Here is a 15,261-nt window from a genome sequence, read left to right as displayed (position 1 = left end):
CTTATTTTCCTCTTTGTTTCATTAAATACTCAGTAGGGTTTTCTATATAATGTTCAGGATCGATGTCTTTATTTTTATTCGCTTCCATAGCCTCCAGTTCCTGTTTTTGTATATTGTCAAGCTCACTTTGGTTATCTGCGACACCCATTACGTATGAAATTGTTTTTTCGATTTCCCCTTTTACAGTATAAAAAATCCATTTACCATGTCGTTTCCCGTTCTTATATGAGCCATCAATTTTGGTAATGCCATTTTTAAAATAAGTTGTGAAAAAAGAATCTAATCTTCTATTTGTGTAGTTGGCACAAATGATTTTCTTACCATCTCGATCATATCGTAACCACTGTCCATGCTTATTATTTTGCTTATATTCATAGGTCTCGTATATCTGTCCGTTTGGATAATAATAGGTGCTTAAGCCATCCTTTTCGCCATTTACGTAAAACTCTTGAATTCGAATTTGTTCATTTTTATCAAAGTATTGCCATAGCGAATCTTTCTTCTTATCGATATAATTACCGGTAGCAGACAATTGTCCATAAGTGTTGTAGAGTTGAGCTTTGGCATTTTTGCCTTTATTTGAAAAAATAAGAAGGGCTTTAATTGCACCATTCTTGTGAAAACGTTTCATCTCTCCTTTAGGGTAATCATCTTTAAAATTTCCTGCATAAACCCTTTTGCCTAATGGTGTCACATTTTCCCAATAGCCCTGTTTACGACCTTGTGCATCTTTTTTATTGATGTTTTGAGCAGATAAGGTCAACGAAAATAGGCAGAGTAAGCTAAAATGTAGGAATTTGTACATGAGTATATTCTTAAGGTGTTGGATATGATAGTGATAAAAATTTTGATTGTTCCTACTCAAAAATAGTAAGAATTTATGAATCTGTTTTTTGTTTTATCATAAAAAAATGAGTATTGGTATTGTTTATCAATATATATATGTTATGTTAGTGCTGTTTTTTAATTAACGAATTGATTTTATTTGTTAGTATTGTGTTTAGTAGGATGATAAGGGTAATTATTTAAAAATAGGATTTATGAAAATATTTAGATTGAGTGTTTGTATTATCTTATTGTTTTTTGGCTTTAGTGCTAAATCTCAAATAAACTGGTTGAATTCATATGATCAGGCAAAGGAAATTGCCAAAGAACAAAATAAATTAATAATTGTAGATTGTTGGGCAAATTGGTGTGGACCTTGTGTTAAAATGGATGATGAAGTCTGGTCAAGTGAAATAATTAATGCCTATGCAGATAGTTTTATTTTTGTGAAAATAGATTTGAGCTCAAGTTTTTCGCATCCGAATTTCACGGTTAAAGCTATTCCTAAGATATTTATAACAGATGCCTGGAATTCTCAAATGAAAGACTATACAGGTTATCAGAGTAAATCAAGAATGAATAATATTTTAAAATCTTTTAATTTTGATATTTCTGAGATTTATAATGCAAAGGAGGGAATCACCCAGAATAAGAAAGATTTTGCAGTTTGTTTAGAATTAGCTATGACATATCAAAAAATAAGCATTGGTTTAGAGCGGGATGCTTGTACTCCAATTAGATATTTAAGTATGGGTTATTTCAAAAAAGCTATAAAAGAATCGAAAAATAGAAAAGATATAAGATTAACTGAACAAGCAATTATTTTAAGTTGCCTTAATAAAAATTCAAAAAAAACTATTAAGATTCTACAGAAGCTTAAATCTGAAAATAATAATAACTTGATATTGAAACATGCTGTTTTAGCAAAAGCCTACTTTGCTTTGAAAGATATAAAAACAGCTAAAATGTATTTAGACAAAGTGAAATCTGAAGAATTACCTTATTATGATTTTCTAGAAGAAGAACGAAGTTTATTGAATTGAAAATACAGATACATTCGATTAATTTTTATTTTTAGATAAATAAGATTTTAGTGGATTGATATCTGTCAAAAAAAATAGATCTAATATTTAATATTAAATAAATGAGTTTTAGTTTAATTAGTCATCAGTACAAAGCTGCCACACGATCTCTCATATTTGGGAAGAGTTTGGGCATAAAGCTGGTTATGGGTTTTTTATTTTTTATCATCTCATTAGAGCTTTTGGGTTTTGCATTTTATGTTGGTACAACATTAGCCAAGCAGGGTGGCGATCCTTTAAATGAATTATTAAGTTATTTCATTTACTTTTTTGGAGCCATGTTGATCTTGCGATCGTTAATGCAAAAGTTACCAGCTATGGCCGGAACGCCATATCTTCTATTGCCTATAAAGAAGTCACGCTTGGTGAATTTTATTCTGACAAAGCCTCTCTTTAATGTGCTTAATTTGATTCCCATATTAATCATATTGCCACTTTTGTTTCCAATAGCTTCTTATCTCACATCATCTCAGATTTGGTTGGTTTTGGCATCCATAGTGATTTGCGATTTGTTTGTTAATTATTTGGCAATCTATATTAAAAGGGTGCAAATCAAGTACGAGATCGTTTTTTACATCTTCTTACTGACGATTGTTCTTTTTGGTGTTATCGATCATTTAAATTTGATTGATATTAAGTCTTATTCGGCTTCTGTTTTTCAGGCTATGATTCAGCAGCCGATTTTACTATTGTTTCCAACAGCTATGTTTGCTGTTGCCTATCTTTTAAATTATCGTTTGTTGTTTAGCAACTTTTCTTTGGAAGAATTCTCAAAAGGGAATGGTTCTTCAAAAGGAGCTTTAAGTCAGTTGACCTATTTTGAACGTTTTGGTAAGATAGGTGAATTTATGATGCTTGAAATGAAAATGATGATTAGAAACAAGCGTTCCCGTACCCTGTTAATGATATCTCCTTTGTTTGTCTTTTATGGTCTTATGGTTTATCCAAAGGCAGATGTGGTAGAAGAGATATCTTTAATACTCCTGATTGGTGTTTTTATGACAGGTAGTTTTATGATGAATTTTGGAATGTATTTATTCTCCTGGGAAAGTGGACATTTTGATCTGGTCTTAACTTCTAATACCAGTTATTTAAACTTTTTGAGGAGTAAGTATAACCTAATGGCTTTATCATCATTAGTGATGTACTTTTTGGTATTACCCTATACTTATTTTGGTTTCTCTATTTTATTAGTAAACACAGTTGCATTGATCTTTAATATTGGTGTTAATACTTTTATGCTACTATATTTTGCTTGCAATAACAATAAGTATATGGATTTGTCAGGAGGAGCAGCCTTTAATTTTCAGGGGGTAAGTGGACAACACTTTGTTTTGATGATTCCTCTTATATTATTGCCACTTATTCTATATGCTCCTTTCGGAATTATGGAATCTCCTATTATGGGTCTAGTGACTATTGGAACCATTGGATTATTGGGAATTATTTTTCATGAGAAGTTACTCGTAGCAGTTACAAAACGATTTATTAGCAAAAAATATAAAATGGCCGAAGGCTTCAGAATTAAATCTTAAGGTGATGATAAAAATAGAAAATCTTAAAAAATCTTATAATGGAGCTCTCGTATTAGATATTGATGAGCTAAATATAAAAGAAGGTAATAGTTTTGGCTTAGTTGGTAATAATGGTGCTGGTAAAACAACTCTTTTCAGGTTAGTATTAGACTTAATTAAAGCCGATATAGGTTTTGTTGAATCAAAAGGTATTGATGTAAAAAGAACTAGTGATTGGAAAACCTATACAGGGAGTTTTTTGGACGAAGGTTTTCTCATTGATTTTTTAAGTGCTGAAGAATATTTCAATTTTATAGCTAAGATCAATTCGGTCTCTAAATCAGAATTGGATGCTTTAATAGATCAGTTTTCTGATTTCTTTGGAGGGGAAATCCTAAATCAGAAAAAATATATACGTGATTTTTCAAAAGGAAATCAAAAAAAGATTGGAATTTTTGCTGCGATCATGAGCCAGCCAGAAGTTTTGGTTCTTGATGAGCCTTTTGCGAATCTAGATCCTTCATCACAGATTAGATTAAAGCAATTATTAAAAGATCTACAAAAGAATAAAAATGTATGTATGTTGATTTCATCTCACGATTTGAACCATGTAACAGAGGTTTGTGAGAGAATTGTCGTTCTGGAAAAAGGGAAAATTATTAATGATCTTAAAACTTCAGAAGATACTTTGAGAGATTTAGAAAGTTACTTTAGTGCAGAAGTATATTCATAATCTCAGATTACAATTAATCTTAAGATAAAAAAACGCCAAGCAAAATCAATTGCTTGGCGTTTCTATTATATATCAGTCATGTGATTTATAAAATCATCATTTCTAATTTGTCGCTTATTTTACTTCTTCGAAGTCAACATCAGTTACCTCGTCATCAGCTTTAGCTTGTTGTCCGCCTTGAGCACCTGCATCAGGTCCTGGCTGTCCACCTTGCTCTTGAGCATTGTAGATATCCTGAGAAGCTGCTTGGAATACAGTATTCAATTCTTCAATTGCTGTATTAATTGCTTCAAGATCCTCAACTTTGTGAGCTTCTTTCAATTTGTTAAGCGCATCTTCGATAGGCTGCTTCTTGTCAGCTGGCAATTTATCACCTATCTCAGTTAGTTGCTTTTCAGTTTGGAAGATTGTACTGTCAGCTTTGTTCAAAGTATCAACTCTCTCTTTAGCTTTGTTGTCAGCTTCTTCGTTAGCTTTAGCTTCGTCTCTCATACGAGTGATTTCTTCGTCAGATAATCCAGAAGAAGCTTCGATACGAATCGACTGCTCTTTTCCTGTTCCTTTATCCTTAGCAGATACGTTCAAGATACCATTCGCATCGATATCGAAAGTAACCTCGATTTGTGGTACACCACGCTGTGCTGGAGGAATGTTGTCTAAGTTGAAACGACCAATAGATTTGTTACCATTTGCCATTGGACGCTCACCTTGTAGTACGTGAATATCTACAGCAGGTTGATTGTCGGCAGCAGTTGTAAAAGTCTCAGTCTTCTTAGTAGGAATAGTTGTGTTGGCTTCAATTAATTTAGTCATCACAGCTCCCATAGTTTCAATACCCATTGAAAGTGGAGTTACATCCAAAAGAAGAACATCAGTTACTTCTCCAGTCAATACACCACCTTGAATAGCAGCACCTACAGCTACAACTTCATCAGGATTAACCCCTTTTGAAGGTGTTTTTCCGAAGAAATCCTTTACGATATTCTGAATAGCTGGAATACGAGTTGATCCACCTACTAAAATAACTTCGTCAATTTCTGAATTAGAAACACCAGCGTCTTTCATTGCTGACTTACAAGGAGCAAGTACAGCTTGAATCAATTTGTCAGATAATTGCTCGAATTGTGAACGAGAAAGAGTTCTAACAAGGTGCTTAGGCATTCCGTCAACTGGCATGATATATGGCAAGTTGATTTCAGTGCTAGTAGAACTAGAAAGCTCAACTTTCGCCTTTTCAGCAGCTTCTTTCAAACGTTGAAGAGCCATAGGATCTTTACGAAGATCAAGGTTCTCATCTTTAATGAATTCTTCAGCTAACCAGTCAATAATGATTTGGTCAAAGTCATCACCACCTAGGTGAGTATCACCATTAGTTGATTTTACTTCGAATACACCATCACCTAATTCAAGGATAGAAATATCGAAAGTACCACCACCAAGGTCAAATACTGCAATTTGCATGTCTTTGTCCTTCTTATCAAGACCATATGCCAAAGCTGCAGCAGTAGGCTCGTTGATAATACGCTTAACTGTTAAACCAGAAATCTCACCAGCTTCTTTAGTTGCTTGACGCTGTGCATCGTTAAAATAAGCAGGAACAGTAATAACCGCTTCTGTTACTTCTTGTCCTAAGTAATCTTCAGCAGTTTTCTTCATTTTCTGAAGAGTCATTGCTGAGATCTCTTGTGGAGAATATTTTCTATCGTCGATTAAAACACGAGGTGTGTTGTTATCGCCTTTTACTACTTTATAAGGTACACGTCCAATTTCTTTAGATACTTTATCGTGAGTTTCACCCATGAAACGCTTGATAGAGGAAATAGTTTTAGTAGGGTTAGTAATCGCCTGACGTTTTGCAGGATCTCCAACTTTTCTTTCTCCATTTTCAATAAAAGCCACAATTGATGGTGTGGTTCTTTTTCCTTCGCTGTTAGGAATTACAACTGGTTCATTTCCTTCCATTACAGAAACACAAGAGTTTGTTGTTCCTAAGTCGATTCCAATAATCTTACCCATTTTACTATTTATTTTGGTTTTAAAATATTCAATTTTGTTTTGAGTTCTATTTCAAACTCGATTGGATTTAATCAAAGGCTGTGCCAATTTTTTTTTTGCCAAAAGCAATGCATATTTGGCACTGAGATTGCCAAAATCAAGTATTGCCATGACAGAATAGCTGCCAAAAAGACAGAATACCGACATTAATTGTGAAAGAAAATCATGACTTAGGCAGTTGTTATTGGTGATATATATTGCCTGGTTTATTAGATATCGACTAATTTAGAATACTCCAAAGGTCTATTTATCTCTATCTGTTTCAACTTATTTCAATCTTTTTCTAACTTTGCGGAGTAAATATGCAATACTTAAGTAGCTTTGCAGATTCAACTATTTAAAAATTAGCAAGAAGAAAAGATGTCAATTCATAAAGAATCAATCAAACGAGTAACCACTCATATCCTTTCAGAGATGAAATTGAAAGGAGAAAAAATCGCCATGTTAACTTCTTACGATTTTTCGATGGCAAGTATTGTTGATAAGTCAGGTGTGGATGTGATTCTAGTTGGAGATTCCGCTTCGAATGTGATGGCTGGTCATGAAACAACACTTCCTATTACACTTGATCAAATGATTTACCATGGAGCTTCTGTGGTTCGTGCTGTCAATCGTGCTTTGGTTGTTGTCGATTTACCATTTGGTACTTATCAAGGTGATTCGAAAGAAGCTTTGTGTTCTTCAATTCGTATCATGAAGGAATGTAGTGCTGATGCGGTAAAATTAGAAGGTGGTCGTGAAATAATTGAATCGGTTAATCGAATTCTATCAGCCGGTATTCCAGTAATGGGACACTTAGGTTTAACACCACAGTCGATCCATAAGTTTGGTTCGTATGCGGTTCGAGCTAAAGAGGAAGAAGAAGCTGATAAACTATTGGAAGATGCTAAAATGCTTGAGGAAGCAGGTTGTTTTGCAATTGTATTAGAAAAAATTCCGGCTAGCTTAGCGACTAAAGTAGCTAAAGCACTTTCAATTCCAGTTATTGGAATTGGAGCAGGAGGAGGCGTTGACGGTCAAGTATTAGTTGCTCATGATATGCTGGGGATTACTCAAGAATTCTCCCCTCGCTTTTTAAGAAGATATCACAACTTATTTGCTGAAATGAAAGGCGCTGTTGAGAATTATATTCAAGATGTTAAGTCGAAAGACTTCCCAAGTGAAAGAGAGCAGTATTAAGAATTATAAATATAGAATTAGTAGTTCATTAATTGCTAATTAGGCATTAAGATATGGCAAAAGAAAGAGTTTTAGATATATTATTTGAGGATAATCATATTATAGCTATTAATAAGCGAAGAGGGGATATTGTTCAGGGTGATAAGACTGGGGATGAGCCTTTAAGCGAAAGAGTAAAGGCTTATATAAAAGAAAAATATAAAAAGCCAGGTGAGGTTTATTTAGGATTACCACATCGACTTGATAGACCTGTTAGTGGAGTTGTCGTTTTTGCTAAAACAAGTAAGGCACTAACTCGCCTTAATTTGATGTTTCAGCAGAAAGATGAGCAAATTAGCAAGATCTATTGGGCTATTGTTAGTAAATGTCCAAGACTTGAAGAAGAAGTGTTGACTCACTATATGTTGAAGAACGAGGAAAAAAATAAGAGTAATGTTTTCGACAAGCAGAAAAAAGGAGCTAAGGAAGCAATTCTGGAATACAAGCTTATGACTCGATCTCAAAAATATTTCTTACTAGAAGTGAAACTTCATACAGGACGTCATCATCAAATTCGTGGACAACTGGCAAAAATTGGTTGTCCCATTCGAGGTGATTTGAAGTATGGTTACCTTCATGCAAATAAAGGTAAAGGAATTGATCTTCATGCTCGTGAGATTAGCTTTATGCATCCAGTAAAACAAGTGCCGATTACTATTAAGGCTCCAATACCTAAGAATGATAACCTTTGGAAAGAACTATACCATTTGGTTATAGGAAGATCTTAAGTTTAGTAGAGGAAACTCACTGAAAAATAAAATGGCTAAATCATCAGCGTGAGCTTGAGGATTTAGCCATTCTTTTTTGAAATAAAGCTGATACTTATTCATCAAGCATATCTTTTTCGAAATACAAAGGAAGCAATTGTTTGATGTTTGCTATTTCGAATATTTGTTTTTGTCCGTAAAGGAAAACCTGCATGGGCGTATTGTGACGCTCTTCAGTTTCCAATAAAACCTGACGACAACTACCACATGGAGGAATAGGTCTTTCAAGAAATTGCCCATTATTATAACAAGCAATGGCAATACTTTTTACAGGGATATTAGGGTATCTAGAATTGGCATAAAACATAGCAACTCTTTCTGCACATAAACCAGAAGGATAAGCTGAATTTTCTTGATTACTTCCTTGAATAATTTCACCATTTTCAAGTAGAATCGCTGCTCCTACACTGAATTTTGAATAGGGAGAATATGATGATTGAGTGGCTTCTTTGGCTTTCTTAATCAATTCTTGATTGATAGAATTTAGTTCTTCAATTGAATTGTATTCTAGAACAGTTGTAATTATTTGAGTTTTCTTCATTACCATACAAATTTCCTGATAAATAAATTTTTATTACAAATTAACGGAGAGTAGTAGGATTGTATTTTGATTTCCTATTTTTATGGTTGTTTACTAGAAGTGGCGATAAAGATATAGAATTATTATCAATATTTTGTAAAATGAATTCTAATCCCATTGAAAATCATATTTTTCAGATTTGATGATAAGCAATATACTTCTAGTAAAAAGATATTATTTATTCTGATCCTTATAATAAAGATGCATATATGAAACTACATAAAGCTCTACTTGTTCTTTTAACTTGCTGTTTGTTTTCAACATTAGCTTTTGCTGAAAAAACATCGCGAAAGGCTTATATTTCCAAGTATAAACAGTTGGCAATTACTGAAATGGAACGTACTGGAATACCTGCTAGTATAACCTTAGCTCAAGGTTTACTTGAATCAGGTAATGGCAATTCTACTTTAGCTACAAAGGCAAATAACCACTTTGGAATAAAATGTCACGATTGGACTGGGCCCTCCATTAAAATTGATGATGATAGGAAGAATGAATGCTTTAGAAAGTATAAGGATCCTTATCAATCTTATAAAGATCATTCAGAATTTTTAACGAATAGATCTCGTTATGAATTTTTATTTAAGTTAAAGCTAACTGACTATAAGGCTTGGGCAAAGGGATTGAAGAAGGCAGGTTATGCAACGCATCCCAAGTATGCTCATATGCTTATCGATATTATAGAGGAAGAAGAATTGTATCTTTTTGATAGTAATGCAAAGAGACATAAGATTAAGCATTCCGAAAAATCAAAATTTGAGAAAAGCTTAGGGAACTTAGATTTAAGATTAGAAGTCGCTAATGGTGTTCATTTTATTAAGGTTATAAAGGGTGATACTTTTTATAACTTAGAGAAGAACATGGATGTTAGTCGTGCAAAACTTTTGAAGTATAATGAACTTCCTAAGGATTATGTTTTGGGCATTGATCAAATCTTATATTTCCATAAGAAGAGAAATAAGGCAGCAAGAGGCTACAATTTTCATCTCGTAAAAGCAGGTGAGACTTTATATGATATTGCACAGAAATATTGTGTGAAACTTAAAAGGATTAGAAAATTCAATAACTTTTCTAAAAAACATAAAGTTTCAGAAGGAAATCGAATCTACTTGAGGAAAAGATAAATATTTTTTGAAAATAGTTGAAAAGAGAAAGGTTTATTAAAGCCTTTCTCTTTTTTATTTTATGGATTTGTAGATTTCCATAAGTCGTTATTTATGAGTGTTATGATTAGGAATTATCTGTGATTAATTATACATTGAGCAGTGGGAAATTGATGTGATTTTATCTTACGAAATATAGCATATCATTTATTTGGATCTTATTTTTCACCAAAACACTTAATCATGACTAATCTAATGCAATTGCTGAAAAACACGAGCTTGCTCCTCTTGTTATCAGCTTTTCTTCTTGTACCCAATGTTTCTAATGCCAAGAAGAAGAAACCGGAGCTTGAAAAGAAAGATACTTTAATAAATTCGAAACTTCTGAATGGACTTAAATTCCGAAATATTGGACCTGCAACGACCTCGGGTAGAATTGCTGATTTTGCAGTAAACCCAAATAATCATAGTGAATACTACGTTGGGATAGCCAGTGGTAATATTTTCAAAACAACAAATAATGGAACAACTTGGAAGCCCGTTTTCGACAAATATGGGTCTTATTCTATTGGAGTTGTAAGTATGGATCCTAATAACAGCAATGTTGTTTGGGCAGGAACAGGAGAGAATAACCATCAACGAGCTTTAGGATATGGTGATGGCGTATATAAAACTATGGATGGTGGAAAGAGCTGGAAGAATATGGGTTTGAAAGCATCTCGCCACATTGGAGGTATTGTTATCGATCCACGAAATTCCAATATAGTTTTTGTTGCGGCTGAAGGTTCAGCATGGGGACCTGGTGGTGATCGTGGCTTGTATAAAACTATGGATGGCGGAATAACTTGGAAGAAGGTACTAGCCATAAGTGAAAATACCGGTGTTAATAATGTGATTATCGATCCTGTAGAGCCAAATATCATGTATGCAACATCGGAACAAAGACGTAGACATGTGTATGCTAAAATTAATGGCGGACCAGAAAGTAATATCTATAAATCAACTGATGGTGGGGAGACATGGCGAAAGCTGACGTCAGGTTTACCTATGGTTCATAAGGGAGGAATGGGAATTGCCGTTTCTCCAGTGAATCATAACTATGTTTATGCCATAATTGAGGCTGCTGATGATAAAAGCGGTTTTTTTCGATCAACAGATAGAGGAGAATCATGGATTAAAATGAGTTCTCATGTGAGTAGTGGTCAGTATTATAATGAGATTTATTGTGACCCCATCGATGCTGATAAAGTGTATTCAGTAGAAACCCGATCTCATGTAACTGAGGATGGTGGTAAGACCTGGACGCGATTGGGCTTGAAGAATCGCCATGTTGATGATCATGCAATATGGATTGATCCTAATGATACGAAGCACTTCATGATTGGTGGTGATGGAGGGATCTACGAAAGTTTTGATGCAGGTGCTAATTACTTATTTAAATCAAATCTCTCTGTAACACAATTCTATCGTGTACAAGTGGATAATGATAAGCCATTTTATAATATTTATGGAGGAACTCAAGATAATAATACGCTTGGAGGACCGTCAAGAAATATTAATAGAAAAGGCGTTACAAATGCCGAATGGGATCCTATTCTAGGTGGAGATGGCTTTTGGGCTCAAGTTGATCCGACTGATCCCAATATTGTGTATTGTGAATATCAATATGGTAACTCATTTCGTTACGATAAAAAAAGTGGTGAAAAAATAAGTATTAAGCCCCGGGAAAGAAAAGGTGAGCTGACTTATAAATGGAATTGGAATGCACCTATGATTATATCTTCTCATAATAATAAGAGACTATATGTTGCGGCTAATAAATTATTTAGAAGCGAAGATAGAGGAAACTCGTGGGAAGTCATTAGTGATGATTTGACCAGTGGAAAAGATCGTGATTCATTTAAAGTGATGGGTAAATATTGGGGAACTGATGCCTTAAAAAAACATGTTTCTACTTCTCAATTCGGAACCATCGTTTCATTGGCTGAATCTCCAATTAATGAAAATATTCTGTATGCTGGTACTGATGATGGATTGATTCAAATGACACAAGATGGAGGTCAGACTTGGGAAAAGACTGCTGTGTTTATAAGCGTTCCTGAAATGACTTATATCAGTGATATTCTACCATCAAAATTCGATGAGAACACTGTTTATGCTGCCTTTGATAATAGGAAACGTGACGATTTTAAACCTTATATTCTAAGAAGTTCAGATAAAGGTAAAACTTGGGTAAGCATTGCTTCCAACCTTCCTAAGAATGGAACGGTTCATACGATAGAACAAGATTTTATTGATCCAAATCTTTTATTTGTTGGGACAGAATATGGTATATTCTTTACGAATGATGATGGGAAAAACTGGGTGCAGTTAAAGTCTGGTATTCCAACGATTGCTGTTCGAGATTTAACGATTCAAGAGCGCGAAGGCGATTTGGTTGCTGCTAGCTTTGGACGTGGCTTCTATATTCTAGATGATTATTCACCATTAAGGGATGTAAAGCTTGATCTTGTAAAGAGTGATGCTCACCTTTTCCCAGTTAAGGATGCTTTAATGTATATTCAAAAAGGAGGTAAAGGAAGCATGGGAGCGACTTATTTTACAGCTCCTAATCCAGTTTTTGGTGCAATTTTCACCTACTATTTAAAGGATGTGCCTAAAACTGCTAAACAAATCCGAAAAGAGAAGGAGGCGAAGTTATTAAAAGCGGGTGATTTTATTCCACAAGCAAGTTGGAAAGAATTGGACGATGAGACTATAGAGTTAACACCCTATCTGGTTTTTACTATTAAAGATGCTGATGGAATGGAAGTTCGTAAGCTGTCGGTAAAAGCACAAAAAGGAATCAATCGGACCCATTGGGATTTAAAGTTTCCTTCTGTACGACCTTTAAAGAACAAAGAATTTAAACCTACAGGAAAAGTTCAATCTGGAATGTTTGCTATGCCTGGGGCGTATCAGGTAGAAATGGGAATGGTCGTTAATGGCAAATACAAACAATTGGCTAGCCCAGTTAAATTCAATGCAGTTCCATTGAATAACACCACACTTCCTGCAGGAAGTAGAGCTGAACTGGTAGGTTTCCAAAAGAAGACAAGTCGAATGTCTAAAGCTATTCAGGGAAGTCGTCAGTTAATTGAAACTTATAAAGCTAAATTTGCTGCTATTAGAACAGCTTTAATTCAAACACCATCTCTTTCTGATAATTTGAATGAAAAAGTAGAGCAACTTATTGAAGATCTAAGTCAAGTTGATTTCCTTTTTAATGGCGTTAAAGCTCGAGCGAGTTGGGAAGAGATTCCTCCTACAAAGCTCCCAATTTCCAATAGAATCAATAATATTATTGGAACACATTGGTCAAGTACTTCAGGAATTACTCAAACGCAAAAAGATCAGTTTGAAATTTTGAAAGGTGAATTTCCTATAGCACTGAAGAAGTTGCATAAAATAGCTGATGATATGAATTGGGTAGAAGATGAATTAGAGAAACAGGGTGCTCCTTGGACTCCAGGAAGAGTACCTACTTATGACGTAAAATAAAATTTTAAGGATAGGTGTGTTGAACATCAGATCTTAAATTATAAAAAAATAAATGGGACAATCCTCTTAATTGGATTGCCCCATTTTTTTAACAGACTATTTTGAATTTATTTTTCTAATTGTTCTTTTGTTCTACTTAATAGTAGTGAATCTGCCAGCTGAATGGCTGTCAAGATGATCAAGCCAAATGCAAGAGGGGATTTAAATTTCAATACAAATTCAAGGAAAATATTAGCTTGCTCAGTTCTGAAGTAAAATAAGAAGGCGACTGTGAAGGCTATAATAACAAATAAACCTAAGGACATCATCAGATGTTTCAATAAGGCTTCTCTTATCGATTTTCGCTTTTCAACAAGTTCAGTGACTTGATCTGCAAAATCGGTAGGAATAGATATCTCAAAATCGTCCTCTAGACTTTCCTTCATCATTTGATCAATAAAATTCAATTCCTCCAAGTTGAATTTATCCTCTGTATATTTATCTTGATTTTTTTGCATATCAGTTCTATTTATAACTAACTAATTCGCTGTTTACAATCAGTTCTTTTAATAATTTACGGGCTCTAAAAATATAGTTTTTTACAGTCCCTTCAGGTAAGCCTGTTATTTCAACTATTTCTTTATAGCCCATCTCTTCCAGATGATACAAACTGAGTACCGTCTTATATTGAGAGGGTAGTTGATCCACCATTCTCCTCACATATGCTTTCAATTCCTTCTTTTCAACTATATTCTGAGGATGATCATTTGTTATCATGTCGTCGTGCAAAAACTCTCTCTCTGAGTCATCGATATCGGTTTCAGCTTTCTTTTTCTTAATGTGGTTGACTGCCACTCTGTAGGCAATTGTTGCAATCCACGTTGAAAGCTTTGAATCTCCCCTAAACTCTGGTAATTTCTGATGCACTTTTATAAATACTTCCTGACAGATATCCTCCAAATCTTCCTGTCGGTTCAACAAACGGGCAGCCACGTGAAATACGAGTCGCTCATATTGCTTCACCAAAAACCGAAAGGCCTGTGGATTACCATTACATATTTGGTGTATCAGTTCTTTTTCCTTCATCTTCTACTTGAGTAGACAAGCACTCGTTTAAATAGGTTGCAACAAAATCACTAAATTCTGAAAAATATTTCATGGATGTATTTTCAGCAGTTCTAAAGTTAGCTATTTATTGATGAAGATTAGATAAATGAAAGAGTCCATAAGTTTAATAATATGGGTGTTCAAAAAAATAATTCAAACATTTTGCAACATTTTAAAAGCTTCATGGGTCTAATAGGCAAACACATTGAAAAACTTAAAAATTGAAATATGAATATTGGTGAATTATTAATGGTTGCAGTGGTGTTCTTTAGTATCATCACCTTTGTGAAGGTCTTATCTTCTCACTTTCTGAAAAGAAAAATTATTAAAACGGGACATTTTGATCGAGCTGATATTTTGGATCAGAATACAGATGTAGAAGTTAAGAAGCAAGTCGAGTACGATCAGTATCCAGCCTTAAAATGGGGCTTGGTTGCTTTCTTTGGTGGCTTAGGATTTATAGCTCTGGAAATATTAGGTTTGGAATATCCTATATTCAAAGAATATAGAAGTGCTATGCCTTATGGAATATTCTTTGTTTCGGTTTCGATCGGATTCTTAGCGTATTATTTCATAATGAGTAGAAAGATTAACGGTTGATATTATTCTTCAGTTTAAAAAAGCTCTCAATGCAAGATGTATTGGGAGCTTTTTCTATTCACACTCAATAAGTAATAAAAAAAAATACAACTTACTGATAAAGAAAATATTCAAATAAATTTAGTTAGATTTACATGTTTTTTTGACATGTACTGATT

13 protein-coding genes are annotated in these 15,261 nt (G+C 34.0%); 8 read left to right on the top strand and 5 right to left on the bottom strand.

The window, feature by feature from the left end:
* Position 1 precedes the first annotated feature (1 nt).
* Positions 2-805 carry a toxin-antitoxin system YwqK family antitoxin gene (locus ACXR6G_RS13175; protein WP_458361900.1) on the bottom strand — a complete coding sequence of 268 codons (804 nt, stop codon included), beginning with the start codon at positions 803-805 and terminating at the stop codon, positions 2-4.
* Positions 806-1,115: 310 nt separating this feature from the next.
* Between ACXR6G_RS13175 and ACXR6G_RS13170 the strand changes: the two genes are divergently transcribed.
* The 3 genes from ACXR6G_RS13170 to ACXR6G_RS13160 all read left to right on the top strand — a co-directional run bounded on the left by ACXR6G_RS13170 (position 1,116) and on the right by ACXR6G_RS13160 (position 4,154).
* A complete protein-coding gene (locus tag ACXR6G_RS13170) occupies positions 1,116-1,868 on the top strand; it encodes a thioredoxin domain-containing protein (RefSeq protein ID WP_458361899.1) in 753 nt (250 codons plus the stop codon).
* Positions 1,869-1,969: 101 nt separating this feature from the next.
* Positions 1,970-3,442 (top strand): DUF5687 family protein, encoded by a 1,473-nt coding sequence (locus ACXR6G_RS13165; protein WP_458361898.1) that lies wholly within the window; start codon positions 1,970-1,972, stop codon positions 3,440-3,442.
* A gap of 4 nt (positions 3,443-3,446) precedes the next feature.
* Entirely contained in the window at positions 3,447-4,154 is a 708-nt protein-coding gene (locus ACXR6G_RS13160) for an ABC transporter ATP-binding protein (RefSeq protein ID WP_458361897.1), read from the top strand.
* 114 nt (positions 4,155-4,268) lie between these two features.
* On the opposite strand, the gene dnaK is transcribed toward ACXR6G_RS13160, so the two are convergent.
* A complete protein-coding gene (gene dnaK, locus ACXR6G_RS13155) occupies positions 4,269-6,170 on the bottom strand; it encodes a molecular chaperone DnaK (RefSeq protein ID WP_458361896.1) in 1,902 nt (633 codons plus the stop codon).
* A gap of 399 nt (positions 6,171-6,569) precedes the next feature.
* Here dnaK and panB point away from each other — a divergent pair, with 399 nt between their 5' ends.
* Entirely contained in the window at positions 6,570-7,388 is an 819-nt protein-coding gene (gene panB / locus ACXR6G_RS13150; RefSeq protein ID WP_458361895.1) for a 3-methyl-2-oxobutanoate hydroxymethyltransferase, read from the top strand.
* Positions 7,389-7,441: 53 nt separating this feature from the next.
* Positions 7,442-8,155, top strand: a complete 714-nt coding sequence (locus tag ACXR6G_RS13145) for an RluA family pseudouridine synthase (protein ID WP_458361894.1) — start codon at positions 7,442-7,444, stop codon at positions 8,153-8,155.
* Positions 8,156-8,249: 94 nt separating this feature from the next.
* Here ACXR6G_RS13145 and cdd read toward each other — a convergent pair whose 3' ends face one another.
* Complete coding sequence (cdd, locus tag ACXR6G_RS13140; RefSeq protein WP_458361893.1) at positions 8,250-8,735, bottom strand: cytidine deaminase; 486 nt, start codon at positions 8,733-8,735, stop codon at positions 8,250-8,252.
* Between the two features lie 248 nt (positions 8,736-8,983).
* Between cdd and ACXR6G_RS13135 the strand changes: the two genes are divergently transcribed.
* Both ACXR6G_RS13135 and ACXR6G_RS13130 read left to right on the top strand, forming a co-directional pair.
* Positions 8,984-9,898 carry a glucosaminidase domain-containing protein gene (locus ACXR6G_RS13135; protein ID WP_458361892.1) on the top strand — a complete coding sequence of 305 codons (915 nt, stop codon included), beginning with the start codon at positions 8,984-8,986 and terminating at the stop codon, positions 9,896-9,898.
* A 222-nt stretch (positions 9,899-10,120) separates the two neighbouring features.
* Entirely contained in the window at positions 10,121-13,417 is a 3,297-nt protein-coding gene (locus ACXR6G_RS13130) for a WD40/YVTN/BNR-like repeat-containing protein (RefSeq protein ID WP_458361891.1), read from the top strand.
* 107 nt (positions 13,418-13,524) lie between these two features.
* Here ACXR6G_RS13130 and ACXR6G_RS13125 read toward each other — a convergent pair whose 3' ends face one another.
* A complete protein-coding gene (locus ACXR6G_RS13125) occupies positions 13,525-13,914 on the bottom strand; it encodes a hypothetical protein (RefSeq protein ID WP_458361890.1) in 390 nt (129 codons plus the stop codon).
* A 7-nt stretch (positions 13,915-13,921) separates the two neighbouring features.
* Positions 13,922-14,482: an RNA polymerase sigma factor gene (locus tag ACXR6G_RS13120; RefSeq protein ID WP_458361889.1), complete on the bottom strand. Its 561-nt coding sequence runs from the start codon at positions 14,480-14,482 to the stop codon at positions 13,922-13,924.
* Between the two features lie 249 nt (positions 14,483-14,731).
* On the opposite strand from ACXR6G_RS13120, the gene ACXR6G_RS13115 reads away from it, so the two are divergent.
* Positions 14,732-15,103 carry a hypothetical protein gene (locus ACXR6G_RS13115; RefSeq protein WP_458361888.1) on the top strand — a complete coding sequence of 124 codons (372 nt, stop codon included), beginning with the start codon at positions 14,732-14,734 and terminating at the stop codon, positions 15,101-15,103.
* Positions 15,104-15,261: the final 158 nt, after the last annotated feature.

It is taken from the genome of Ancylomarina sp. YFZ004, from assembly GCF_054254355.1.
The sequence above is the reverse complement of the archived record's forward strand: the minus strand, read 5'-3'. Positions and strand labels throughout refer to the sequence as shown.

Coding starts and splice junctions, on each gene's coding strand:
- ACXR6G_RS13175 (WP_458361900.1), bottom strand. CDS start 805: ATGTACAAATTCCTACATTTTAGCTTACTCTGCCTATTTTCGTTGACC.
- ACXR6G_RS13165 (WP_458361898.1), top strand. CDS start 1,970: ATGAGTTTTAGTTTAATTAGTCATCAGTACAAAGCTGCCACACGATCT.
- ACXR6G_RS13160 (WP_458361897.1), top strand. CDS start 3,447: ATGATAAAAATAGAAAATCTTAAAAAATCTTATAATGGAGCTCTCGTA.
- dnaK (WP_458361896.1), bottom strand. CDS start 6,170: ATGGGTAAGATTATTGGAATCGACTTAGGAACAACAAACTCTTGTGTT.
- panB (WP_458361895.1), top strand. CDS start 6,570: ATGTCAATTCATAAAGAATCAATCAAACGAGTAACCACTCATATCCTT.
- ACXR6G_RS13145 (WP_458361894.1), top strand. CDS start 7,442: ATGGCAAAAGAAAGAGTTTTAGATATATTATTTGAGGATAATCATATT.
- cdd (WP_458361893.1), bottom strand. CDS start 8,735: ATGAAGAAAACTCAAATAATTACAACTGTTCTAGAATACAATTCAATT.
- ACXR6G_RS13135 (WP_458361892.1), top strand. CDS start 8,984: ATGAAACTACATAAAGCTCTACTTGTTCTTTTAACTTGCTGTTTGTTT.
- ACXR6G_RS13130 (WP_458361891.1), top strand. CDS start 10,121: ATGACTAATCTAATGCAATTGCTGAAAAACACGAGCTTGCTCCTCTTG.
- ACXR6G_RS13125 (WP_458361890.1), bottom strand. CDS start 13,914: ATGCAAAAAAATCAAGATAAATATACAGAGGATAAATTCAACTTGGAG.
- ACXR6G_RS13120 (WP_458361889.1), bottom strand. CDS start 14,482: ATGAAGGAAAAAGAACTGATACACCAAATATGTAATGGTAATCCACAG.
- ACXR6G_RS13115 (WP_458361888.1), top strand. CDS start 14,732: ATGAATATTGGTGAATTATTAATGGTTGCAGTGGTGTTCTTTAGTATC.